We start from the raw sequence: 23,119 nt of genomic DNA on the forward strand, positions 1-23,119 counted from the left end.
TTTAATTGAGTCATAGCGGGCGAAGTCGAGGTGTAATTACCCTTCGACTCCGCTCAGGGTGACATTATCTTTTACTGGCCGAGGAGCTGGAATTCAGTCCTGCGGTTGGCAGCTTTACCGTCTTCTGTATTGTTATCAGCCACCGGTTTATCAGGTCCGTTACCTACAATGACAAATCGGTTCTGGTCGAAATTGTAAGTCTTAACAAGGTAATCAGCCACTGACTTTGCCCTTTTGCGTGAAAGTTCCCTGTTCATTTCAGCACTTCCGACATTATCGGTATTGCCTTCGATACGTACTTTCATACCGGCGAATTCAACCGATAGCTGACCAAGCTGGTTTTCAATCTTGTCCTTCATATCAGCAGTAAGAGCCCATGAGCCGGTTGCGAAATTGATAATGATAGGCTTAATGGCAACAGCAGGTGCTTTTTCATCCGCTGCTGTAGGAGCCTGGAATTCGATCTGGCCTTCTGCCAGCTGGTCGTCACCCTGGAGATCTGTTATAGCCTGGACAACTCCCGGATAGGAAGCCTCAGCCCATGGCACAATATTCGTCAGGTTATTCCCGTAACCGGTTTTATATACCCGGGCCATTTTGGTATAGAGCTGTTGACCTGTGATACCTGTAAAATCTGTGCTCAGGCCAAAGAAATTCACATTATCACCATAATTTGCAAAGTGAATTTTCCGCATCCCGTCAAGAATGATGCTTACATCATCAGGCACCTCGAAAGCAGTTTTATATACCTGGGCGGCCTGTGCCATCTTCTCAGGATCTTTCATTTCAGCATTGGCAACAAGCCATGCTTCTGAAAGCTTTATAAACAGGTCTTTCTTTTTTTCAAGAACTTCCTTACGGGCGACAAATCCGTCCATAATAATGTTCGGAAGCAGGTTGGTGCTTGTAAGAATTTTTGCATCTCTCGATTTAAGACATTCCTGGTCGTCAGGCGACCATACAACTGTGGCATCGGCATTTCCGGTGGTGAAGGCCGTCTTGGCAGCAAACGGGTCACCCATGGGTAAAATCGTAACATCCTTTTCGGTAAGTCCGCCGGCTTCAAGGGTTGCATGAAGCAGGGTATTGCTCGGCCATCCGAGTGCGCAGGCAATCTTTTTTCCCCTCAGATCGGCGACAGTATTGATCGATTTATCCACGATAAACACGTCGGCGCCCCTTGAATCATCAATTTTAAGAAACTGTACCACGCTCATTTTTGCCAGGTCGCTGCTCCTGTCCATTCCAATAGGCGAGATATCCGTGGTTGTAAAAATAAAATCGAGATCACCGTTTTTAAGGGCATCATTCAGCTTTTGCATATCGTCCATGCGGACAGCTTCGAAAGTAATGCCGAATTGCTTGAACATCCTGGATTCCTTGTTCGGCTTAGCTCCTCCGTTCATATACAAACCCGGTGCAAATCCTACAAAGTTATTGAACCCTGCACGCAGATCGGCTTTATTGCCTTTCGATGCCTTGTTCAGGTAAGGATAACCAAAATATACACCGGCACCTACGGCGCCAATGATAAGTAAAAGTACGATGAGCTGAAATCCCAAAGTCCATTTTTTAGGAAATCCCGGAATGGACCTGCCAGGCTGGTTTTGATAATCGGTTGTCATTTTTTTGATAATATTAGAAATTCAGGGGTTATTAAAAAATATCACCAAGCGGACCCGCTGCACTCTTCTCTTCATGCGTCAGCTTATGGTTCGGGTTTGAAATTTTTGAAGGGCTTGGAACATCTATCTGCCCGGCATCAAGTTTATTGCCGATGGCAAGCAGTTTTTCATAAGCCTCATCACTGTCAAAATCAAATGCTGTGGTGTTCTTTTCAAGGTCTTCCAGGTTCTGTGCCGTCATGGCCAGATCTTCGGAAATACGTCCTGCAACAAATTCAAGAGCATATTCGAGCTTCCAGTTTTGTCCGCCCGGACCGAGGATCTCTTTCAGAATGGCCGTTGCACCGCGCGATGCAGCTGCCATTTCCCAATCCTTTTTCATGATGTTGATGCTTTCCTCGAAATCTTTTATTTTATTTTCGAGAAGCGTTGCACCAATAGCCAGTTTGCGGTCAAGGTTGGCAAAAATATTGGAACGGGCTGCATATTTGGTAGTCCATTCAATGTTCTTTTCCAAAATAGTATTTGAACGGGTCCCTCCTGAAGTAGCATTGATGAATTGCTGCTGAAGATCTACATATTCATCTGTTTCCTTAATGGCTTCGCCTTTCTCCTCCACCATTTTTTCCATCTGCTTTTTGATCTCGCTGGCTTTTTTAGTCTGGTGTTGCACTTCAGTTTTTGCATCCTCAGCCACTTTCTGAGTTCCTTTTGACATTTGTTCAAAATCAGTTCTCAGTTGCTTAATTTTTGCCTTGTGGGTCAGAAACATATCATGGGTCTGCCACATTTTTTGTTTTTGTTCTTCCAGTTCATCGAACGGATTCCACCGAATGATGGCCTTATGAAAAGAACGGACTATCCTTCGGAACAATTTGAAGATGGCAGGTAACAGCAGGATAACCAGAACTACAGCCAGAATGGAGGCAATCACAGCCAGAACCTGGCTGAGGGCTCCGAATACAGCCGGAATGATCCACTTAAAAGTTCCGTAGGCAATTACGGCAATTACAATCAAACCCAGTATAGCACCGATCGGTTTCTCACCTTTGCGCCATTTTGCAAGCGACTCTTTTCCTCTTTCAACCAGCTTGGCATCATCGAAATACTTCATGATGGGCAGCTGCGTTACAGTTTTAGTTTCAGTTTGCATGACATCAGATTTATAGTTTTAGGAAATATTCGTTTTTATGCCGGCCTCAATATCCACAATACTTACAAGAACTTTTTCCCTTGCGTCGCGAATGGCATTGATCTTTTTCTCAATGTCGGAAAACTGGTTCTCGTATTTTATGTCAATAGCGGATAGCTGATTGCTTAGGGTGACTTCCTGGTTTTGCAGATCCTGGATCTGTTTATTCAATTGCTGAATTTTCGTTCTTGTACTCTTCAGGCTGTTATCCAGGTTTGTCCGCTCCGTATCTTTTTCACCCTGGAGGCTTTGCTTTTTTGCAGTGCCCTTATTGATTTCCGCTTCGGCAGTTCGCTGAACCAGGTCTTTATAGAACATCGAACTTTCAAGGAGACGGGCGGGAGTCAATGATTTATCGATTTTCTGCGCTATCCTGAAAACCGTTTTATACACTTCCGGCGTCGGATCCTGTTTTTCTTCAAACAACGATTCGGTGAACTCAAGAAAATCAAAACCGGGTTGGTTGTTCTGGTTGATCAGATTCTGAAGACGCTGTACAAAATCCTCAACCAGGGGCATGTCATTGGTACTCAGCGAAGCAGAAGGAATATATCCATCCGGTGTGGTTTTAGCGGTTGCTTCTTTTACCTGGTTGGGTTTTACGGGTGAGTTTGTCTGATCCTCCCGAAAAAAAAGACTTTTGAATCGAAATCCTTTATCTTTTTCGGCCATAATCGTAGATTTAAATGGTTGGGTTCTTGCACAAAATTAAGGGTTTTTTTGCAGGTTGGTTTTTTTAAACCTGAATAATAGGTGAACCCCTGAATTATACCGGTAAAGGCGGAAATAGTGCCGGTTATAAGCAATTCCGGAATATCATTAAGGGAATATTAATATATTTGGTTTTCTTCAGACAACAAACGGTAATAACCATGAAACGCATGTACCTTCCATTGTTCCTGATTGTTCTCTTCACAGCTTGCAGCAACACCCCTGTTCCTGTCATTACCTACAGGAACATTGAAAAAGGGCAGTGTGATGCAGACACTTCTAACCGCTACCATTACGTTATGCCTGAAAACCATGAAGGCAAGGTTGCCCTGCTGATCATTCTTGACTCGGGTGGTGACGGATTGCTGGGTGTTAAAAAAGGAATCGAAGGAGCAGCAAAGATTCCGTGTGTGATCATCGGATCAGATGTGGTCCGGAATAACAATCCTTTTTACATCAGGATTATCCTTGGACTGATTCAGGATGCAGAGAAAAAGTTCCCGGTGGATAAAGACAGGATATTCCTGGCCGGATTTTCAGGTGGGGCCAGGATGGCACTTGATTATGCCCGTCAATATCCGGTAAATGGAGTTTTAATGTGCGGTGCGGGACCCGGTACAGGGTCGTTCAACGACCTGCCAAGCAAAGTCTATATGATATCAGGCTCAACCGATTTCAATTTCAGTGAAATGTATTACAATCCGATCCGGGTATCGGGAGGAGAGAAATTCATGTCAGACTACTTCAGGGGAAAACATGAATGGCCTCCCGCTGCAAATCTGGAAAACGGTTTAACCTGGTTGATGGCCGGTGAAAATAAGGAACTTGCTAAAGAACACTCAGCTTACCTTGTGAATAAAGCCGACAGCCTCCTGGCACAGAATGAAACGCTTTTTGGGTTAAAAGCACTGGAGAATGCAATGGCACTGGATGGAAAAAATAAAACAGCTGCCCAAAAACATTCGGAGATTGCTTCTTCCCGCAAAATTGAGGATAATCTGGATTTGCTTGAACGGAATCTTTTTGTGGAAAGGCGTATCGGGCAGGCTTATGTTGAAGCCATGGTTGACAAGGATTCTCTTTTCTGGTTCAATGAGATCAGCGATCTTTCAAAACAAATTGCCGGTTCAAAAGGCGAAGAAAATGATCATTACCAAAGGATAAAAGCGTTTCTGGGCATAATGTTCTTTTCGAGGGTCAATGCGCTTTTGCGCTCTGATCCACTGAATAAACAAACGGCTGTTTTGCTGGCCGCATACAGGAACCTGGAACCTGAAAATCCTGATGTTTATTATGATCTTGCCTTATATGAAAAAAATCTGAATCATCACCAGAAATCCCAGCAGTACCTGAAAAAGGCAATCTCACTTGGATTTAAGGATCAACTGAAATTGAAATCTGATTTCCCGGGTTAACTATACTTTCCTTAATACTTTTTGTAACTCCTGGATATCGTTCGACAGGTTGGAGAGCATACGGTTGTTCATGTCAGCAAACCTTGCCGTAACATACTGTATGTATACATCAATGTATTCCTCCACATCCTTGATCCCCGTATCCCTGATGAAATCATCCCTGAATTCATTAAATCTGCTTTGAGGTCCGAAAAATGCCATGACGATATTTTTTTTGATTGAATAATTAAAATTAATAAATTGGCCTAATACTATCTAACAAATACAATGAGAATTGCAGCATTCATCCTGATCCTTGCCGCTTGCCTAAGTGCTTCTTCACAGGAACCAACAGCTCTTAAAGATAAGGCCGGAACATGGACTTACGGCTTTCTTGACGATGCCAATACAAAGTTATATTGTCAGCAGTATGCTATGACATTGGCTGAAAAGGAAACGCTGAAGAAAAAGCTTGACGCCATTGTGGAAGCACTTCACAAAATACCTGTCCTTGCTGAGCCCAAAGGCGTGGATCCCACGGTCGAATCCCGACCCTACAATCCATATGACTTTAAGAGGTATCCTGAAAACTATCCTTACATTGGCGAAATGAATTTCAGGCTCATCACCTGGTATAATTCAAAGGGAAAAGACTGGCGGCAGACCATTGAACCGCCCAGGATGACATTGTACACGAACAATATTCATTTACTCAAAAGAAGCGCTCTGAATGTGGCTGGTCCTGAAGGAGATGATGTAAAGAAAGCTGAGATCCTTGTGAATGAAATCTGTAAACCCGATAAAATAAAGGAACTTGCTCCCAATGTGGTGCTGTATGATGCAGCAATAGTGGTCACAAAGCCGGGCAGACAATTGTATCTTCCCTGCACGGTAGGAGAAGCATACAAGCGACTTATCGCCTATTATGAAGCTTCGGCAAAAAAAGAACCGGCGTTTGGGGTAGTGCTTCAGGGTATTAAAAGCGAATACTCATCGCTTACTCCGGGGCAGCTTGGGGGCCCTGCGTATTTCGGCGGGATGTTTTCAGGAATAACCCCTCAAAAGAACAATGATCCGCTTTACCTTTTCAACAATGAATATTTCGACAGGTCAAAACCTAAGACCGATGTGCAACTGATCGTTTTCCCCATTGATGCCGATTATTTCAGGAAAGAATCGGATTTCGTTCCCAATGATGTCGGATTCCTGCGAATTTACCAGGTTTTGCATGCTCTTGATTATGCAGCACTGGCTAAGCTGATAGATTGAAAATTAGTATTCAGTATTCAGTATCCAGCATCAAGCATCAAGCATCAAGCATTCCGCTTCGGCAGGCTCAGCGACCGGGATGTTTTATTGAACAACCATGACTTCGACATGCTCAGTCATGCTATCCAGTATCCAACATCAAACATCCGAAACTAAACTTCCATATCGTACAGATTGTTAATTCAGAAATCATCATTCATGAGAAAAACCTTCCTGATTGCCTGCATTATAATTATTCCCTCTGTAATCTTTGCACAACAGACCAAAACAAAAAACCTGATCCTTGTTACAATCGATGGCCTGCGCTGGCAGGAAGTATTCACTGGGGCTGATGGTGATCTGATCAGCAATAAAGACCTGGTGGGAAACCAGGAAAAGATGAAATCAAAATACTGGGATAAAGAGGATTCTGTCCGCAGGTTTAAACTGATGCCCTTTATGTGGAAGACAATCAATAACGAGGGCCAGCTTTATGGTAACCGGAATCTTAAGTCGCTTGTTAACGTTACAAACAAATTCTGGTTCTCGTACCCCGGGTATAACGAACTTCTTACAGGGTCTGACGATCCCGATGTAAACACAAATGAATTCGGACCGAATAAAAATAAAAATGTATTTGAATTCCTGGCAGAAAAAAATCCGGGTTTACAGAATAACATAGCTGTTTTTGCATCCTGGAGTACATTAAATGATATTCTCAACGAAAACAGGAGCCCGTACCTTATAAACGCAGGTTTTGAAAAATTGAAGGCAGAACTGGTAAATCCTGAGATGGCCGGGTTAAACGAAATACAATTCGCTTTACCTGATGTGTTTGATGGTATCCGGCTTGATGGCAGCACCTTCTATCTCGGTTTCAGTTACCTTAAGGCTTATCGCCCGAACATCCTTTATCTGTCATTTGACGAAACCGATGACTTTGCACACCAGGGGAAATACGATCTGTACCTGAATTCGGTACATTACACCGATCAGTTTCTTGCTGATCTATGGGAATGGATACAGTCCGATCCGGAATACAGGGATAAAACAACTTTGCTTGTAACCTGTGATCATGGAAGAGGAAAAGGCAACCCCGACTGGCGCAACCATGGCTCAGATACACCCGGGTCGGATGAAACCTGGTTTGCTGTTATAGGCCCCGACACTCCTGCCCTGGGTGAAACAAAAAACGTTCAGTGTTATACCAACCAGCTGGCAGCAACAATATCTGCCCTCCTGGGTTATGAATACGTTTCAGATAAAACTGCCGGAAAACCGGTCCTATCGGTTATGGGAAAATGACCGGCAACCGGAAGACCTTTATACGGCCCTCGATCAATATTTTCGGTAATATACAGCCAGGGTACATTCTGTGGCTGCTGCCATTGGTAGCATCAGGACTGTACATCAACCTTGGATTATTGCCCCTGAAAGGCGACGAAGCCATTAGAGCTGAGGTAGCTCTTGAAATGATGCTGTCAGGTAATTACATCACCCCAACGCTTACCGGGGAATTATACCTGAATAAGCCCCCGCTTTATAACTGGATATTGATTGGCTTTTTCAGGCTGTTTCAGAATAACAGCGAATTCATGGTCAGGTTCCCCACCACCCTTTTCCTTCTTCTTTATTGTATCATTATATTTTATTGGGTAAGGAAAGAACTTGGGAAACAGATTGCCCTTATGTCATCACTTGCTTTCTTTACCTGCGGACGGATATTGTTCTGGGATTCTTACTTAGGGTTGATTGATATTTTCTTTTCAGGACTCACCTTCCTGAATTTTATGCTTATCTGGCATTTATACAGGAAAAGGAAATTCTTCCGGTTGTTTGTGATCTCATACTTGCTGACGGCATTTTGTTTCCTGCTTAAAGGGCTTCCGGCTCTTGTTTTCCAGGGGTTTGCATTGCTAGTAATTTTTCTTCAGCATAAAAACTATAAGGGGTTGATATCATGGAAACATTTAACCGGAATTTTAATACTTCTTTTCCTCACAGGAACTTACTATTTCCTTTATTCAATACAAAACCCGGGCTATGTTGATGATGCATTGATGAGGCTTGTAACCGAGTCCACCCACAAATCGGCTATTGGCAGCACTATTCAGAAAACAATACTTCACTTTTTTACATTTCCCCTGGAAGTGATACAGCATTTTCTGCCCTGGATTCTTCTAACCCCTTTTCTTTTCTATAGGAAAATTTTTAATCGCATCCTGAAGACGCCTTTTATCAGGTATTGTTTCCTTATCTTCATGGCAAACATCGTCATTTACTGGTTGTCTCCTACAACTTACCCGCGGTATCTGCTGATGCTCATGCCTCTTTTATTCCTGGTTTGCCTGTATTCCGCACGCTATCACATCATGTTGAAAACTTTACAGTTTTACATTGTTCAGGGAATTTTAGTTGTTTTTGTCACCGGGCTTATATTTTCTTCCACCCTGTTGCCGGCGCTTTTTCGCCAGAGTTTAGAAGTGGATCATTTCTGGCTGAAACTGCTTGCAGTAGTATTAATTTCAATTACAGCCGTGGTGTGGAAAAGAAAATCTCCAAAAGCCGGATTACTTTTCTTTACTGCAATTGTTCTATTAATCAGCCGGCTGAGCTTTGACCTGTTTCTCATGCCGTATCGTGAAAGTCACGATTTACTCTCCCAATGCAGGAAAGATGCGATTGAACTTGCGGACAAAACAAAAGGTCAACCGCTGTTTTATATGACGGATACTATTACAATGCATAATGTGTATTATATAACCCGTGAGCGTGATGAAATCTTAACTTTTAACGGAAACCCGGCTGCGGGGCCGTGGTTTATAGTGGATGATACATTGAAAGCCGGAGCTGCATTTAAAAAAGAAATTGCGATGAAAGTACCGTATCAAAATAAGACTTTTTACGCCGGAAAATTCAGTGAACCGGGGCCATGAAAATATCAGTCGTTATCTGCGTATATAATGAGCAGGCTAACATTGCACCGTTGATCAGCAATACGGACCTGGCACTGAAAGGACTCGATTTCGAGGTGATCATAGTGGATGATGGATCCACCGATGAAACAGTGAATGAAGTGTATCATCATTCAAGGCCCTGGATCAAGCTTGTCCGGCTAACTAAAAATTATGGCCAGAGCTCCGCGCTGGCAGCCGGGATTAACCAGGCCGGGGGCGATTTTATTGTGACCATGGATGGCGATCTTCAGAATGATCCCCTTGATATTCCCGAAATGATTACAATGATTGAAACCCGGCGATGTGACATTGTGGCCGGTTACAGGCAAAACAGGAAAGACAGCATCATCCGGACTTTCCCCAGCAAACTGGCAAACATGATGATCCGCAGAACCACCGGAGTTAACATCATCGATTATGGATGCACACTTAAGGTGTTCAGAGGCTGTATTGCCAAAAATCTGAAAATCTATGGTGAACTGCACCGGTTTATCCCGGTGCTTGCGGCGCTTGAAGGATATACAAAAATAGTGCAGGTGCCCGTCAGGCATCATCCCCGGCAGCACGGGAAATCAAAATATAACCTCAACAGAACGCTCAAGGTGATCAGCGACCTGCTTTTGCTTGTATTTTTCAGGAAATACATGCAAAAACCGATGCACTTTTTTGGTCCTGTCGGTGTTCTTCTTACTCTCACAGGAATTATAATAAACGTGTACCTGTTGGTGCTGAAACTGGCAGGACATGATATCTGGGGAAAGCCATTGCTAATGCTCGGGGTCATCCTGTTACTAGGCGGTTTGCAATTTATTACAACCGGCCTTGTAGCAGAGATGCTCATGCGAACTTACTTTGAATCACAACAAAAAAAGCCTTATAATATCCGATCGGTAAAAAAATTTGAAACGACGAATCAGAAAATTTATACGGGTAATCGTAAGGTTGCTCATAAGTAGCGCAGCCCTGGTTTTGGTCCTGAGCAAAGCGGATCTTGGGTCAGTCAGGGCGCTTTTTATGCAAAGCAACATTCTGCTGGTATTGCTGGCTCTATTATGTTTTGTTTTTTCAAAATTGGTTTCTGCTTACCGTTTAAATTCTTTTTTTAATGCCTCGGGTGTCCGCATAGCAGATTCGGTTAATTTGAAATTATATCTCCTGGGAATGTTTTACAATTTGTTCCTCCCCGGAGGAATAGGCGGTGATGGTTTTAAAGTATACTGGCTTCGGCGTAATCTTGGTGCCCCGGTTAAAAAGGGCTTGCTTGCCATCCTGTTCGACAGGGTGACGGGTGTATTTGCCCTGTTTATACTTTGCCTTTTATTTGGCATGTTTATGAAGCAGAGCATTGTTAGTGACTACTTGATTGTTATGACTATTGCCGTTGGATTTGCATTGCTCTACGTTATTGTTTACAGGTGGTTCAGAAGGTTCTACCCTGTTTTAAATTCTACGAATTTTCAGTCATTTGTAGTACAGGGTTCACAGGTGGTATGTGCCGCGCTCATTCTCTTATCACTGGGACATTCAAATCAGCTTTTTACTTACTTGTTCGTATTCCTTCTTTCTTCTGTAGCAGCATCTGTTCCGGTTTCAATCGGGGGAATCGGGATCCGGGAGGCAACATTCCTTTATGCTGCCGGGGTTCTGCATCTCGATGTAACTACATCATTATCTCTCAGCCTTATGTTTTTTATTATTAGTGCATTAGTTTCTTTAACGGGAATTATTTATGCGGTAAAACCCGAAAAAATTATTTCTCTTCCTCAATCGCTGAAGGCGGGATAATTGATTTCTGACTGAAATCAATGATCTTTGCAGAAAGAAGTTTAACCGGAATGCGATTTATATTTCTTTTATTGCTGGCAGCATCAACTGTTTTCCCGGCAGAAGCGCAAAAGAAAACAGGATATGGATATATTAACCGTATAATGTATCGCATACCTGATTCCCTTACCGGTTCAACAGAAGCCATAGCCGGATATATCACCCGAAATTTCAGCAGTGATCGCGACAGGGCTACAGCTGCTTATTTCTGGATTGCACGGAATATCCGGTATAATTTTGACAGTATAATCACAAACAGTATATATGAAACGCCTGAATCAGTCAGTTCAAGGATTCTAAAAAGCCGTACCGGCGTATGCCTTAATTATGTCACCCTGTTTAACGAAATTACGCGCAAAACCGGCATCAGGTCTTATGCCGTGCAGGGATATACAAAGCAAAACGGACGGGTTGATTATCTGCCTCATATGTGGTGTGCGGCATGGCTCGACAGTGCCTGGTATTTGTTTGATCCTACATGGGGATCAGGCTATTATTACCGGGGTAAATATCTGAATGAAGTCAATTCGTTCTATTGTATGGCAAAACCGCAACTCCTTATCCGCACTCATACTCCGTTTGACCCGATGTGGCAGTTATTGTATTATCCGGCTACACACCGTGAATTCGCCAGAAAAGCCTGGAAACCGGATACGACAAAACCGTATTTCAACTACAACGATAGCCTCTCTGCATGGGAAAATGCCTCTGAGCTTGAAAAAGCAGCCGGGTCGGCAAGGAGAATCGAAGATGCCGGAATAACAAATGAGTTCATTGCCGCAAAGGTAAGGGTATATAAAGGTGAAATAGAATACCTTAGTAACCGGATCGCTGTTGAACGGTATGATTCCGCAGTTAAAATATACAACCTGGGCATTCACAAACTGAATCAGTTCATCAATCTAAGGAATGAAAGAGATGAGGATACAGTCAAAATGGCAGAAACCCTGGATACCTCATTTATATACCTTGATAATGCAGTTTCGCTGTTGAACGGCATAAGCTCGCGGCAACAAGATATTATACTTTCAGTTATGCAATTGAGAAATGCTATTTTGGGGAGTATGAGGGAGGTGAAGGAGCAGATGAGGTTTGTAAGAACTATTTTAGATTAATTCCTTATTATCAGCAAAATAAATCTGTGTCCCATCTCCCCCTCTCCTGCAAGGAGAGGGGCCGGGGGTGAGGTGTAACCGGATGTATGGAATAGATGTCAGGGGTGAGATTTTATCGTAAATCCACCGTATCCATTTCTGTTACCATGCCGCTTTGCACTTCGACTCCATTAACAGTATCTGCAATAAACGGGGAGACAGGTTTGAATTCAACTGACCAGGTGCCTGTGGGAACCGCCCGTAATATGAAATTTCCGTCTTCAGCTGCCAGGGTACTCAATGTGTCGCCGTTGGATATAGCCGTTATTACCGGCATGGACTCCGCCGGAGATACAGTGCCGGCTATGGCTCCGCCCTGAACTTCCGTATAAGCTCTTATCACAGGTTTCAGAATGAACCCACCATTGCCTTTGTCTACAACAGAACGTGCGGCATCAAAATCAATCCACAATTTGTATACTATTCCGGCGGTAAGTTCGGCATTTATATTCAGCTTTAATCCGCTTTGTTGTGCTGAAGGGGTTTGCAGGTCAAACAAGCCATCTGTTGTCCTTACTTGGTTATTTTCGCCTAAAACAAGCCTTACCTGAGATATACGACCGGCCGGTATTTCTATTGTGCCCAATAGTGTATCCAATCCGTTTCTGAAATCAAGCAAATTATAAACGCCCTGGTTTACATCAAGGCTCTTCCATCCGTCTTCCGATTCAACCTGGACATCCCGGATATCAACCAAAACTTCCTCGTAATTGGCCGGGGCATCGGTAAGTCTTATTTCCAGAACTGATGTGCCCGAATTATCCGACTTTTTACATCCTGCTGTCAGCAATAACGAAATTCCAACAACGGCAATCAAACATACCTTACATTTCATGATATAAATATTTTTGGGTTAACACTTGTTTAGACTTTATGAACCAGAAAAGGTTTAATCAGATGGCAAACATTTTTGTAAATTGCGGTTCATTCTTACATATGACCAGGACATTATTGTTATCTGCAGCTGTTTTGCTTTGTAATGCAGTGTTTTCAGCATCTCCTGATTCAGTGTTTTTCAATACTGAGTTTGAAAAAAAAACCTTTGAGCTTTACGAAAAGGCAAATCCTCTTGATTCTGCCGATCTTTTTATAGCGCTTGATTACAGGCCTGAAGTTACATCCGGTAAAATTCATGCATTTGCCAATGAACTAAAACCGAAAATTGAAAAATTACCTGTCGCGAAAAAACTGAAGGTCATTTTTAACTCAGTTCATGATCGTTTCCTTGTAAAATATAAGGACGAAGCTTTTTTCAATGATATCTTCATAACAGGCGACTACAACTGCGTTACAGCTTCGGCCTTGTATGCACTGATATTGCAGGACCTGGGAATAAAATTCATAATCAAGGAAACACCTGACCACATTTATCTTATAGCAGACCCCGGCAGTTTGCGTTTTATTATGGAAACAACCTTACCTTCAAAAGGCGTTATAGAATTTGACACGAAGGTTAAATCGAATTTCATTCAATACCTGCACAACAATAAAATCATTTCTGAAGAAGACATCAATAAGCTAAGCACCGATGAGCTGTTCGACAAATTTTACCTTAAGGATAAAAATATAACACTTGGTGAACTGGCCGGAATCCACTATTACAACAGGGGCGCCATGCTGTTTAATAAGGAATTCTACGCAGGTTCAATCAGTTACTTTCAGAAAGCAGTCGTTTTCAACAAGGATCAGAAAATAAAATATATGCTGAATGCGGCACTTCTGAACCAACTCGCCATTGAATTGCAAAAGAAAACTTTCGATGGTTATCTCCTCGCCTTGTATGTAAATGCAAATGATTCTAATGATACCGGACTCCAGTATGCAACCCAGTATTTCAATGTAGTGTCATCTGAAATAATTGTAAACAAGGCTGATCCTGATCAATACCGTCGTTATTTTGAAAGGTTTTCAGGTACCCTAAAAAACAAAAACAACGCTGAGTTTTACAGGCTTTACTTTTTTTTCCTTGGCTATTATTTCAATGTGAATTACGAATACCCTGAAGCTATTGCTGCTCTTACAAAAGCATACCAGGTGAATCCGCTGAATATCGGAACACGGGAATTACTCACGCAATCAATTATCAAATGTTATGTTAATGACAGGAATCAACGGCAGGCAATCGATTCCCTTTCAAAGGCACTTGACCAATTTCCGTTTCTTATCAATGACAAGACTATTGTCGGATACACCGAGTATTGTTATGCAAAAACTATAGAGCAACTGCTTCTGGAAGAAAAGCTTGAGGAAAGCAGCGCCCTGATTAAGAAACTGGAACGATTTCTGTATAAATACAACGATGTTGCTCCGAATACCGATAACCTGGTGCTGGTGTACCAGCAGGCAGGACTTTACTATGTATATGCTGAAAAGCTGGATGAGGCGGAACAAATGGTGCGCAGAGGACTGAGACGTGTTCCGGATTCAGAAATTCTCAAAGGGGTGCTTTTAAACATCCGGTCGATGAAACACGGTTCATACGAGTTTCCCGAACTGATGAGCAACAGCAATCCACTCAAACAATACCTTCTTGCCCTGGCCAGGGCGAGGGACAATGCCGACCTGATTAATGAAAACAAACCGGCGTTGTACGGGAAATGGCAGGTAAGCGATCCGCCGGCTATGAAATTAGGATTCACTGTGAAAGAAGGTACAGAAGCGGAATTGTCAAATGAAACAGGAATCAAACCGGTCGGATGGAAATTCGACAGCTCAAAATGCATATTAAGCCTGATGACCGGGCCGGGAAAAAATTCGGTTAATGTTATTATTACAGAACTCTTACCTGGCAAGATGAAGGGCGTGATGTACAGGAACGAAGATTATTCCGAATCATCCGAAATTACATTAATTCCTGTGGAATAATATTTAAAGCATAGTTGCATTATCATAGCTGTCAACTTTTGCATACAATACTTCTAACCACGGAGTGGTTATATGTGAACACAACGGTTGAATACCGTTGACTGATAAGTTCATATGTTCAAATTCAACCGCTAACGCGGCTGTGAAACCGCGAATCCCAATAACACCGGCTTTCAGCCGGCGCTATTCACATTAATCCGCTAACGCGGATTTTAGCTTAAGCTGACGGCTATGGTTGCTTACTACACTTAGCCCGGATGAAGTTTTATCTTTTTAAAACCCACAACTCATTCTTCACTTGTCCCTGCATTTGTTTCATGGCTGCAGCTGCTTCATGGAAGGTTGAAAATGATCCCAGCGATACCATGTAATAATCACCCTTCTTTGGAAGAATAGCAGGTGTAAACCCCTTTTTTTCAAGCAGCGCTTTATGTCTTTCGGCATTATTGGGCACGAGGAATGCTCCTGATATAATGTGAAAAGGCTTATTCTGATCCGTAACGGTTTCAGCAGGAGATTCGACCGGTTGTGCGGGTTGTGCCTTAACTTCTGCTGCCGGTTCTTCATAAGCAAACGCCTTATCCCTGTCAACCTGTTCATCCAGTTTTTTGCTGATATCCTGAACAGCAGAATCGTTTCCTGCATTCACGGGATTGCCGAAAACCAATTTTTCTTTTGCCGGTTTTTCTTTTTTAAATAACCCGGTGAAATCACTGAACAACATATCAAGGTTGCCTGAAAGATACACGGGCAAAAGCAAAGCAACAAATACCAGCAAAATAGTAACCGGTACCCACCATTTCCTTTTTTTCAGTGGTTCAATCACCGGAGGAATAACAGGTATTTCACGTACAGGATTCGGAGTGTGAACAACCGGTTCGGGCCCTGGTTTCCTGGTTTCATCCTTCTTTTCTACCTGGGGAATATTTATGCTGGGCAGTTCAAATAAATTGATTCGCCTGAGCAACTCAGCTGACGGTTCAAATACCGTAACACTGCCGGGTTCTCCCTTCAGTGTGCCAAGACCTTCCCATGTGACAAAGCCGTTTTGCTTTAACGATTCCCTCGTTTTATCCGTAAAATCACGGATAACCTGGTCCGCTTTCCCGGTGTCCATTTTAAGCTTTCTGACAAGATATCCGGAAATGCTTCCGTCATCGTCCTTTATTGTTTTTTCAAACCGTATGCTCATTTTCGGAGGCGCTATTATACGGACTGCCTTGTTTAACTGTGCAGGAATGCTGTCAATAACAAGAGAACCGAAGCCCGGCAGAACGACCTTCTGATTCTTGAGCAATAAATCACGGATGACAGGAATAATGTTCACCTGGTAGTATTAATAGCTGTTAATTAACAGTTGCCAAAATTAATAAAATATCTATGTTAATTCTCAAATCATTATCTTCGTACTGTCTAAAAAAGAATCCATGTATAAAATAAACATGGTCGATTTACACGGCCAATATCTTAAGATCAAATCAGAAATTGACCAGGCTATTCAGCGGGTTTTAGATAGTGCGGTTTTTGTAAAAGGCTCTGAAGTTAAGGACTTTGAGAATGAATTGGCACATTACCTTGGCGTTAAGCATGTCATTGCATGCGGAAATGGTACTGATGCTCTTCAGATTTGCCTCATGGCACTTGACCTGCAACCGGGAGACGAGGTAATTACACCCAATTTTACATTCATTTCAACCGTTGAAGTGGCGGCGCTGCTTAAACTTAAGCCGGTACTTGTAGACGTTGAACCGGGTACATTCAATATTGATATAAAAAAGCTTGAACAGTCCATTACTCCCAGAACAAAGGCTATAATCCCGGTACATCTTTTCGGCCAGTGCGCCAATATGGAGCAAATTATGAAGATTGCAGGGGCACACAATATTGTGGTTATTGAAGATGTTGCCCAGGCTCTTTCATCCGTATATACATTCAATGACGGACGAAAAGTGAAGGCCGGAAGTATGGGAAAAATGGCATGTACATCGTTTTTCCCTTCAAAAAACCTGGGTTGTTTCGGCGATGGCGGTGCTATCATGACAAATGATTCCGAACTGGCCGGTACACTTTCAGCCATTACCCATCATGGAATGCGCATGCGATATTATTATGACCTCACCGGTGTGAATTCAAGGCTCGACAATATCCAGGCTGCCATACTCAGGGTTAAGCTGAAATACCTCGATGAATATTCCGCGGCAAGAAACAGGGCAGCCGACTGGTACGATAAAAATCTTAAAGGGCTTAAAGGAATCGAAATTCCTGAACGTTCGCCATTTACAACCCATGTTTTCCATCAGTATACGCTTAAACTTAGCGGTATCGAACGTGAAGGACTGATGAAACATCTCGAATCCGCTGGAGTTCCTTCTATGATATACTACCCGGTTCCATCGCATTTACAACAGGCATTTAAAAACCTGGGGTATAAAAAAGGTGATTTTCCTGTTTCGGAAAAACTTTGTGAATGCGTAGTTTCACTGCCCATGCATACTGAACTCGATGAGGAACAGCTTGTTTATATAACCGGCAAATTAACAGGATATTTACAGTCATTATAATGAATCCGTCATTTTACGCACACGAATCAGCTATAATCGATGAGGGCTGCCGGATAGGTGATGGAACCAAAATCTGGCATTTCACTCACGTCATGAGTAATTGTATCATCGGTGAACACTGCAACCTGGGTCAGAACGTTGTGGTTTCACCCGGTGTTAAACTGGGCAATAATGTGAAGGTCCAGAACAACGTTTCAATATATACGGGTGTAGTCTGTGAAGACGATGTATTTCTCGGGCCTTCCATGGTGTTTACGAATGTGATCAATCCCCGAAGCGCCATTGCCAGGAAAGATCAGTACAAGCAAACCCTTGTTGAAAAAGGAGCCAGCATAGGAGCCAACGCAACTATTGTTTGCGGGATTAAAATAGGCCAGTTTGCATTTATCGGTGCCGGCGCAGTGGTCACCAAAAACGTGGCAGCTTTTGAGCTTGTTGTAGGTAACCCGGCAAGGCATTCGGGATGGATGAGTGAGTACGGTCATCGACTTCATTTTGATGAAAACGGCATAGCAGTTTGCCCTGAAAGCAAAGTAAGATATCAGCTTGAAAATAATACCGTAAAGAAACTTGGTTAAAAATTCGGAAAATGGCAGATAAAATTTTGGTTACCGGAGGCACCGGATTCATTGGTTCGCATACTGTGGTAGAACTTATTGAAAGCGGATTCGAACCGGTTATTGTGGATAATCTTTCGAATTCACAGTTAAGCGTGCTTGATGGAATCAAAGCCATTACAGGTGTAAAACCTGCCTTTGAAAATTTCGACCTTTGTGACTACGGGTTATTGAAAAAGTTTTGTGAAAAATATACCGGAATCAAGGCGATAATTCATTTTGCGGCATTGAAGGCTGTTGGTGAATCCGTTGAAAAACCACTTGAATACTATCATAACAACCTGGTATCGCTCATGAACCTTCTTTCGGTGATGCGCGAATACAAGATTCCAAACCTTGTTTTTTCATCATCATGTACGGTTTATGGTCAGCCTGACAAGCTGCCGGTTACCGAGAGCACGCCTGTTAAACCTGCGAATTCACCTTACGGTAACACCAAACAGATGAGTGAGGAAATCATCCGTGATACAGTGGCCTCAGTTCCCGGAATCCAGGGCATCTCACTCCGGTACTTCAATCCGATAGGTGCGCATCCTACTGCTCAAATCGGTGAGCTTCCGCTGGGTGTGCCAATGAATTTGGTTCCGTTTATTACTCAAACCGCCATTGGACTCAGGGATGAATTAAAGGTATACGGAAATGACTATGATACACCCGACGGTACCGGCATACGGGATTATATCAATGTGGTAGACCTGGCCAGGGCTCATGTGGTAGCTATTAAAAGGGTCCTGGAAAACAAAAACAAAAGCCGGTATGAAGTTTTTAACCTGGGAACCGGAAGAGGTCTATCAGTAATGGAAATAATCAAAACTTTTGAGAAGGTAACCGGTCAGAAACTCAATTTTAAAATTTACCCTCGCCGACCGGGAGATATTTCAACGGTTTACGCTGACACATCGCTTGCCAATAAAGAGCTGGGCTGGAAATCGGATACTTCGCTTGAAGATACCCTACTTTCTGCCTGGAAGTGGGAAAAACACATACGAAATAAGGAATAACATGACTAAAATGATAATCATTACAGGAGGTGCCGGATTTATAGGCTCTCATGTGGTGCGGCTTTTTGTGAAGAAATATCCCGGTTATACCATCCTGAATGTGGATAACCTAACCTATGCCGGCAACCTTGAAAACCTTGCCGATATTGAAAAATATCCGAATTACCGGTTTATTAAAGCCGATATTACAAAGCAGGATGAAATCAGGGATATTTTCAGCCACAATCCGGTTGAAGGGATCATTCACCTGGCCGCTGAATCGCACGTAGACCGTTCAATAACCAATCCGCTTGAATTTATTCACACCAATATTATCGGAACCGTTAATCTTCTTCATGCGGCTAAAGAAAACTGGAAGCATGATTTCACCGGTAAAAAGTTTTACCATATTTCAACGGATGAAGTATTCGGTTCCCTGGGTTCCGAAGGCTTTTTCACTGAGAATACAGCTTATGATCCCCGAAGTCCGTATTCGGCTTCGAAAGCCAGCTCCGATCACCTTGTAAGGGCTTATCACAACACATACGGTCTGCCGGTAGTCATATCAAATTGTTCTAATAATTATGGCCCCAACCAGTTCCCGGAGAAATTAATTCCACTGGCCATCAACAATATTAAAAACAGCAATCCGGTGCCTGTTTACGGAAAGGGTGAAAATATCCGCGACTGGCTGTATGTAGAGGATCATGCAAACGCCATTGACACTGTTTTTCATAAAGGAAAGACTGGCGAAACCTATGCGATAGGCGGAAATAACGAATGGAAGAATATTGATCTGATAAGGCTTTTATGCCGGTTAATGGATGCTAAACTAAACCGGCCGGCCGGAACTTCGGAAAAGCTTATCACTTATGTTACCGACAGGGCAGGCCATGATTTACGGTACGCAATTGATTCATCAAAGATCAGGAAAGAACTGGGTTGGCAACCCACGCTGACGTTCGAAGAAGGCTTAAAAAAGACAGTCAACTGGTATATTGCCAACGAAGCATGGCTCCGCAATGTGGTTAACGGGGAGTACGGGAAGTATTACGAGAAACAATACGGTAACCGGTAAAGTTTGAAATCGTTTGAACGAAATCGTTTGAACGAAATCGTTTAAAATTGTTCGAATTATTTCAAACTTCTTTTTCAAACTTCTTTCAAACTAGCGAAGCGTCAAACAATTACTCCACCGTCACAGACTTGGCAAGATTCCGGGGCTGATCCACATTGCACCCGCGCATTACAGCAATATGATACGATAACAGCTGGAGGGGTATGACTGCCAGCAGAGGTGAAAAAATTGTATCACATTCTGGAATTTCAATGATATGACTGGCGAGATTTTTAATGGTCTTATCTCCTTCAGTTACAACTGCTATTACAATCCCTTTGCGCGCCTTAACTTCCTGGATATTACTGATAATTTTATCATATGAGCTGTCGCGTGTAGCCAGGAATATTACCGGCATATTCTGATCAATAAGGGCAATCGGGCCGTGTTTCATCTCGGCTGCCGGGTAACCTTCAGCATGTATATAGGAAATTTCCTTTAGCTTCAGCGCGCCTTCAAGGGCAACGGGGAAAAGGTATCCTCTTCCGAGGTACAGGAAATTGTTGACGTTCTTGTATAAATCGGCAAGCTGCCGCATTTGTTTGTCATGTTTAAGAATGGCATCAATTTTCTCGGGAATCATCAGGATTTCCTTAATATAATGATGATACTGTTCATCGGTCAGCGTGTTTCTCCTTTTTCCCAGGAGAATGGCCATCATGGCAAGAACAGTTACCTGTGCAGTGAAAGCCTTGGTTGAAGCCACTCCTATTTCGGGCCCGGCATGGGTGTACACTCCTCCGTCGGTTTCACGGGGAATGCTTGAACCAACCACATTGCAGATTCCGAGTACGAGAGCACCCGACTCCCTGGCGAGCCTGATCGCGGCAAGCGTGTCAGCTGTTTCACCGCTCTGGCTGATGGCAATTACTACATCGTTTTTATTGATAATCGGTTTCCGGTAACGGAATTCAGAGGCATATTCAACCTCAACAGGAATCCGGGCAAGATCTTCAAGTAAATATTCACCTACAAGTCCTGCATGCCATGACGTTCCGCAACCAATGATAATGATTCGTTTTGCATCAACAAGCTTGGGCAGCAGGTTAAACAAACCGCCGAGCCTCAGGTCTTTTTCACTTTCAATGACTCTTCCCCTGAATGTATCATGGATTGAACGGGGTTGCTCAAATATTTCCTTAAGCATAAAATGCTCATACCCGCCTTTGTCGATTTCACCGATATCCAATGTGATTTCCTGGATTTTTGGAGTAAGGGAAATATTCTTCAGGTTCTTTAAAACAAGTTCACCTTTCGTGATCACAGCCACATTCTGGTCGTTCAGGTATATGACGCTCTTTGTGTATTCCACAATGGGAGTGGCATCGGATGCAACGAAATATTCGTCATTTCCCACCCCTATAACAAGCGGACTGCCTTTCCTGGCTGCAATCAGTTTGTCAGGTTCGTCTGTGCACATAACCACAATTCCATATGCGCCTTCAACCTGCAGTAGTGCCAGCCTTACAGCCATTTCAGCATCCACATGGCCGCGGGTATACAGGAACTCAATAAGGTTAACAAGAACTTCCGAGTCGGTTTGACTGGTAAATTCATACCCTCCAAGAATCAGTTTTTCTTTAAGAGTGGCATAATTCTCGATAATGCCGTTATGAATGATGACGAATTTACCGTGAAACGACCTGTGCGGGTGAGCATTAATATCGTTCGGTTCTCCGTGTGTTGCCCAGCGGGTATGTCCCATACCAATATGACCGTCAACCGGATGGCCTGAAACATGATCTTCGAGATCGCTTACTTTACCCCTGCACTTGTAAATATGTGCCGAATCATTAAGTATTGAAACGCCTGCTGAATCATAACCACGGTATTCGAGTCGTTTAAGACCGTTAATAAGCACAGGATAGGCATCCCTGTAACCTATATAACCAACTATTCCGCACATATCTGAAAGGGTTTAAGAATTTATGGAATTATTTATGTGAATCTTCCAGAACTTTATCATAAAACGCCGAGTAGGCATCTACATAGGATTCACCATTCTGGTAAGGTAATAAGTTTTTACCCGATTTTTCAATGTATTTAATGACATCCTTATTTATCTCTTTACTGCCTATAATCAGGCCGTCGGACATATTGGCAATAAGTTTGCAATAATTAACATAGTCGGGATTGTCCACCACTTTAAGATCCTCTTCGGGTATACCGTCCATTGAAAGTTTCTTTTTAAAAGCTTTGTTCAACGGCCTGGTAAACTCCTGGTCATAAAGTGAAACCACCACTCTGGATTTCCTGAAAACCGGATCTTCGTTATACATCCGTTTAATGTACAAAGAAAGCAATCCTGCAAACCAACCGTGGCAATGAATGATATCAGGAGGCCATTGCAGCTTTTTTACTGTTTCAAGTACTCCCCGGGCGAAAAAAATGGCTCTTTCGTCATTGTCATCAAAGTATTCACCTTTATCGTCAGCAAAAAGGAATTTCCGTTGAAAATAATCATCGTTGTCGATAAAATACACCTGCATACGGGCTGCCTGGATAGAGGCAACCTTGATGATCAGCGGATGATCGGTATCATCTATGATGATGTTCATCCCGGAAAGTCTGATAACTTCGTGAAGCTGGTTCCTTCTTTCGTTGATACATCCATATTTTGGCATGAATGTCCTTATTTCCCTGCCTTTTTCCTGTATTGCCTGTGGCAGACTCCTTCCGATAACGGACATTTCGGATTCCGGAAGGTAAGGCGTTATTTCCTGGGAAACATAAAGAACCTTAGTCCCTGTCATTTAGTTCTTCAGCTGGTTTTTTGAAAATTCTTACAAAATTATGAAATAACTTAACAATTTACAACTCAGAGTTAAATGTTTGTGAATTAAGGTTGACTTGCCCCTGTCTTTAGCCCGGGGT

At 42.8% G+C, this 23,119-nt stretch carries 20 protein-coding genes; 12 read left to right on the top strand and 8 right to left on the bottom strand.

All coding sequences use genetic code 11. The annotated features are described in order from the left end of the window. Positions 1-71 precede the first annotated feature (71 nt). From VK179_07325 to VK179_07335, 3 genes are read right to left on the bottom strand one after another with little or no spacing between them, the layout of a single operon-like run. Complete coding sequence (locus VK179_07325) at positions 72-1,625, bottom strand: phosphate ABC transporter substrate-binding/OmpA family protein (protein HLO58535.1); 1,554 nt, start codon at positions 1,623-1,625, stop codon at positions 72-74. A gap of 31 nt (positions 1,626-1,656) precedes the next feature. Beyond that, the gene (locus VK179_07330) at positions 1,657-2,778 is read right to left on the bottom strand and encodes a hypothetical protein (GenBank protein ID HLO58536.1); all 1,122 of its coding nucleotides are present in this window, start codon (positions 2,776-2,778) and stop codon (positions 1,657-1,659) included. An 18-nt stretch (positions 2,779-2,796) separates the two neighbouring features. Next, complete coding sequence (locus VK179_07335; GenBank protein HLO58537.1) at positions 2,797-3,489, bottom strand: hypothetical protein; 693 nt, start codon at positions 3,487-3,489, stop codon at positions 2,797-2,799. A gap of 200 nt (positions 3,490-3,689) precedes the next feature. On the opposite strand from VK179_07335, the gene VK179_07340 reads away from it, so the two are divergent. Further along, positions 3,690-4,943, top strand: coding sequence for a hypothetical protein (locus tag VK179_07340; protein HLO58538.1), 1,254 nt, complete (start codon positions 3,690-3,692; stop codon positions 4,941-4,943). Here VK179_07340 and VK179_07345 read toward each other — a convergent pair whose 3' ends face one another. Further along, positions 4,944-5,144 carry a hypothetical protein gene (locus VK179_07345; GenBank protein HLO58539.1) on the bottom strand — a complete coding sequence of 67 codons (201 nt, stop codon included), beginning with the start codon at positions 5,142-5,144 and terminating at the stop codon, positions 4,944-4,946. 66 nt (positions 5,145-5,210) lie between these two features. Between VK179_07345 and VK179_07350 the strand changes: the two genes are divergently transcribed. From VK179_07350 to VK179_07375, 6 genes are all read left to right on the top strand, one after another. Then, on the top strand, positions 5,211-6,191 hold the full coding sequence (locus VK179_07350; protein ID HLO58540.1) for a hypothetical protein: 981 nt from the start codon (positions 5,211-5,213) through the stop codon (positions 6,189-6,191). A 198-nt stretch (positions 6,192-6,389) separates the two neighbouring features. Continuing rightward, a complete protein-coding gene (locus VK179_07355) occupies positions 6,390-7,475 on the top strand; it encodes a sulfatase-like hydrolase/transferase (protein ID HLO58541.1) in 1,086 nt (361 codons plus the stop codon). Next, positions 7,472-9,106 (top strand): glycosyltransferase family 39 protein, encoded by a 1,635-nt coding sequence (locus tag VK179_07360; protein HLO58542.1) that lies wholly within the window; start codon positions 7,472-7,474, stop codon positions 9,104-9,106. The genes VK179_07355 and VK179_07360 overlap by 4 nt, the downstream gene beginning before the upstream one ends. Next, positions 9,103-10,083 carry a glycosyltransferase family 2 protein gene (locus VK179_07365; protein ID HLO58543.1) on the top strand — a complete coding sequence of 327 codons (981 nt, stop codon included), beginning with the start codon at positions 9,103-9,105 and terminating at the stop codon, positions 10,081-10,083. The genes VK179_07360 and VK179_07365 overlap by 4 nt, the downstream gene beginning before the upstream one ends. A 13-nt stretch (positions 10,084-10,096) precedes the next feature. After that, the gene (locus tag VK179_07370) at positions 10,097-10,912 is read left to right on the top strand and encodes a lysylphosphatidylglycerol synthase transmembrane domain-containing protein (protein ID HLO58544.1); all 816 of its coding nucleotides are present in this window, start codon (positions 10,097-10,099) and stop codon (positions 10,910-10,912) included. Positions 10,913-10,962: 50 nt separating this feature from the next. After that, on the top strand, positions 10,963-12,066 hold the full coding sequence (locus tag VK179_07375) for a transglutaminase domain-containing protein (protein ID HLO58545.1): 1,104 nt from the start codon (positions 10,963-10,965) through the stop codon (positions 12,064-12,066). Positions 12,067-12,178: 112 nt separating this feature from the next. On the opposite strand, the gene VK179_07380 is transcribed toward VK179_07375, so the two are convergent. After that, positions 12,179-12,940: a DUF4382 domain-containing protein gene (locus tag VK179_07380; GenBank protein ID HLO58546.1), complete on the bottom strand. Its 762-nt coding sequence runs from the start codon at positions 12,938-12,940 to the stop codon at positions 12,179-12,181. A gap of 101 nt (positions 12,941-13,041) precedes the next feature. On the opposite strand from VK179_07380, the gene VK179_07385 reads away from it, so the two are divergent. Then, on the top strand, positions 13,042-14,970 hold the full coding sequence (locus VK179_07385; protein HLO58547.1) for a hypothetical protein: 1,929 nt from the start codon (positions 13,042-13,044) through the stop codon (positions 14,968-14,970). 265 nt (positions 14,971-15,235) lie between these two features. Here the strand turns inward: VK179_07385 and VK179_07390 are convergent, their stop codons facing one another. After that, positions 15,236-16,297 carry an SPOR domain-containing protein gene (locus VK179_07390; GenBank protein ID HLO58548.1) on the bottom strand — a complete coding sequence of 354 codons (1,062 nt, stop codon included), beginning with the start codon at positions 16,295-16,297 and terminating at the stop codon, positions 15,236-15,238. A gap of 100 nt (positions 16,298-16,397) precedes the next feature. Between VK179_07390 and VK179_07395 the strand changes: the two genes are divergently transcribed. The 4 genes from VK179_07395 to rfbB are packed head-to-tail and all read left to right on the top strand — an operon-like array spanning position 16,398 to position 20,206. Next, positions 16,398-17,531 (top strand): DegT/DnrJ/EryC1/StrS family aminotransferase, encoded by a 1,134-nt coding sequence (locus VK179_07395; protein ID HLO58549.1) that lies wholly within the window; start codon positions 16,398-16,400, stop codon positions 17,529-17,531. Further along, positions 17,531-18,109: an acyltransferase gene (locus tag VK179_07400; GenBank protein HLO58550.1), complete on the top strand. Its 579-nt coding sequence runs from the start codon at positions 17,531-17,533 to the stop codon at positions 18,107-18,109. Before VK179_07395 ends, VK179_07400 begins: the two co-directional genes overlap by 1 nt. An 11-nt stretch (positions 18,110-18,120) precedes the next feature. Continuing rightward, positions 18,121-19,149, top strand: coding sequence for a UDP-glucose 4-epimerase GalE (galE, locus tag VK179_07405; protein HLO58551.1), 1,029 nt, complete (start codon positions 18,121-18,123; stop codon positions 19,147-19,149). Between the two features lies 1 nt (position 19,150). Further along, positions 19,151-20,206, top strand: coding sequence for a dTDP-glucose 4,6-dehydratase (rfbB, locus tag VK179_07410; protein ID HLO58552.1), 1,056 nt, complete (start codon positions 19,151-19,153; stop codon positions 20,204-20,206). Between the two features lie 109 nt (positions 20,207-20,315). Here rfbB and glmS read toward each other — a convergent pair whose 3' ends face one another. Together glmS and VK179_07420 are read right to left on the bottom strand one after the other, a co-directional pair. After that, positions 20,316-22,151, bottom strand: coding sequence for a glutamine--fructose-6-phosphate transaminase (isomerizing) (gene glmS / locus VK179_07415; protein HLO58553.1), 1,836 nt, complete (start codon positions 22,149-22,151; stop codon positions 20,316-20,318). 28 nt (positions 22,152-22,179) lie between these two features. Beyond that, positions 22,180-22,998 carry a glycogen/starch synthase gene (locus VK179_07420; protein ID HLO58554.1) on the bottom strand — a complete coding sequence of 273 codons (819 nt, stop codon included), beginning with the start codon at positions 22,996-22,998 and terminating at the stop codon, positions 22,180-22,182. Between the last annotated feature and the right edge of the window lie 121 nt (positions 22,999-23,119).

This window comes from Bacteroidales bacterium (assembly GCA_035299085.1).
GTDB lineage: Bacteria > Bacteroidota > Bacteroidia > Bacteroidales > UBA10428 > UBA5072.

Coding starts and splice junctions, on each gene's coding strand:
- VK179_07325 (HLO58535.1), bottom strand. CDS start 1,625: ATGACAACCGATTATCAAAACCAGCCTGGCAGGTCCATTCCGGGATTT.
- VK179_07330 (HLO58536.1), bottom strand. CDS start 2,778: ATGCAAACTGAAACTAAAACTGTAACGCAGCTGCCCATCATGAAGTAT.
- VK179_07335 (HLO58537.1), bottom strand. CDS start 3,489: ATGGCCGAAAAAGATAAAGGATTTCGATTCAAAAGTCTTTTTTTTCGG.
- VK179_07340 (HLO58538.1), top strand. CDS start 3,690: ATGAAACGCATGTACCTTCCATTGTTCCTGATTGTTCTCTTCACAGCT.
- VK179_07345 (HLO58539.1), bottom strand. CDS start 5,144: ATGGCATTTTTCGGACCTCAAAGCAGATTTAATGAATTCAGGGATGAT.
- VK179_07350 (HLO58540.1), top strand. CDS start 5,211: ATGAGAATTGCAGCATTCATCCTGATCCTTGCCGCTTGCCTAAGTGCT.
- VK179_07355 (HLO58541.1), top strand. CDS start 6,390: ATGAGAAAAACCTTCCTGATTGCCTGCATTATAATTATTCCCTCTGTA.
- VK179_07360 (HLO58542.1), top strand. CDS start 7,472: ATGACCGGCAACCGGAAGACCTTTATACGGCCCTCGATCAATATTTTC.
- VK179_07365 (HLO58543.1), top strand. CDS start 9,103: ATGAAAATATCAGTCGTTATCTGCGTATATAATGAGCAGGCTAACATT.
- VK179_07375 (HLO58545.1), top strand. CDS start 10,963: ATGCGATTTATATTTCTTTTATTGCTGGCAGCATCAACTGTTTTCCCG.
- VK179_07380 (HLO58546.1), bottom strand. CDS start 12,940: ATGAAATGTAAGGTATGTTTGATTGCCGTTGTTGGAATTTCGTTATTG.
- VK179_07385 (HLO58547.1), top strand. CDS start 13,042: ATGACCAGGACATTATTGTTATCTGCAGCTGTTTTGCTTTGTAATGCA.
- VK179_07395 (HLO58549.1), top strand. CDS start 16,398: ATGTATAAAATAAACATGGTCGATTTACACGGCCAATATCTTAAGATC.
- VK179_07400 (HLO58550.1), top strand. CDS start 17,531: ATGAATCCGTCATTTTACGCACACGAATCAGCTATAATCGATGAGGGC.
- galE (HLO58551.1), top strand. CDS start 18,121: ATGGCAGATAAAATTTTGGTTACCGGAGGCACCGGATTCATTGGTTCG.
- rfbB (HLO58552.1), top strand. CDS start 19,151: ATGACTAAAATGATAATCATTACAGGAGGTGCCGGATTTATAGGCTCT.
- glmS (HLO58553.1), bottom strand. CDS start 22,151: ATGTGCGGAATAGTTGGTTATATAGGTTACAGGGATGCCTATCCTGTG.
- VK179_07420 (HLO58554.1), bottom strand. CDS start 22,998: ATGACAGGGACTAAGGTTCTTTATGTTTCCCAGGAAATAACGCCTTAC.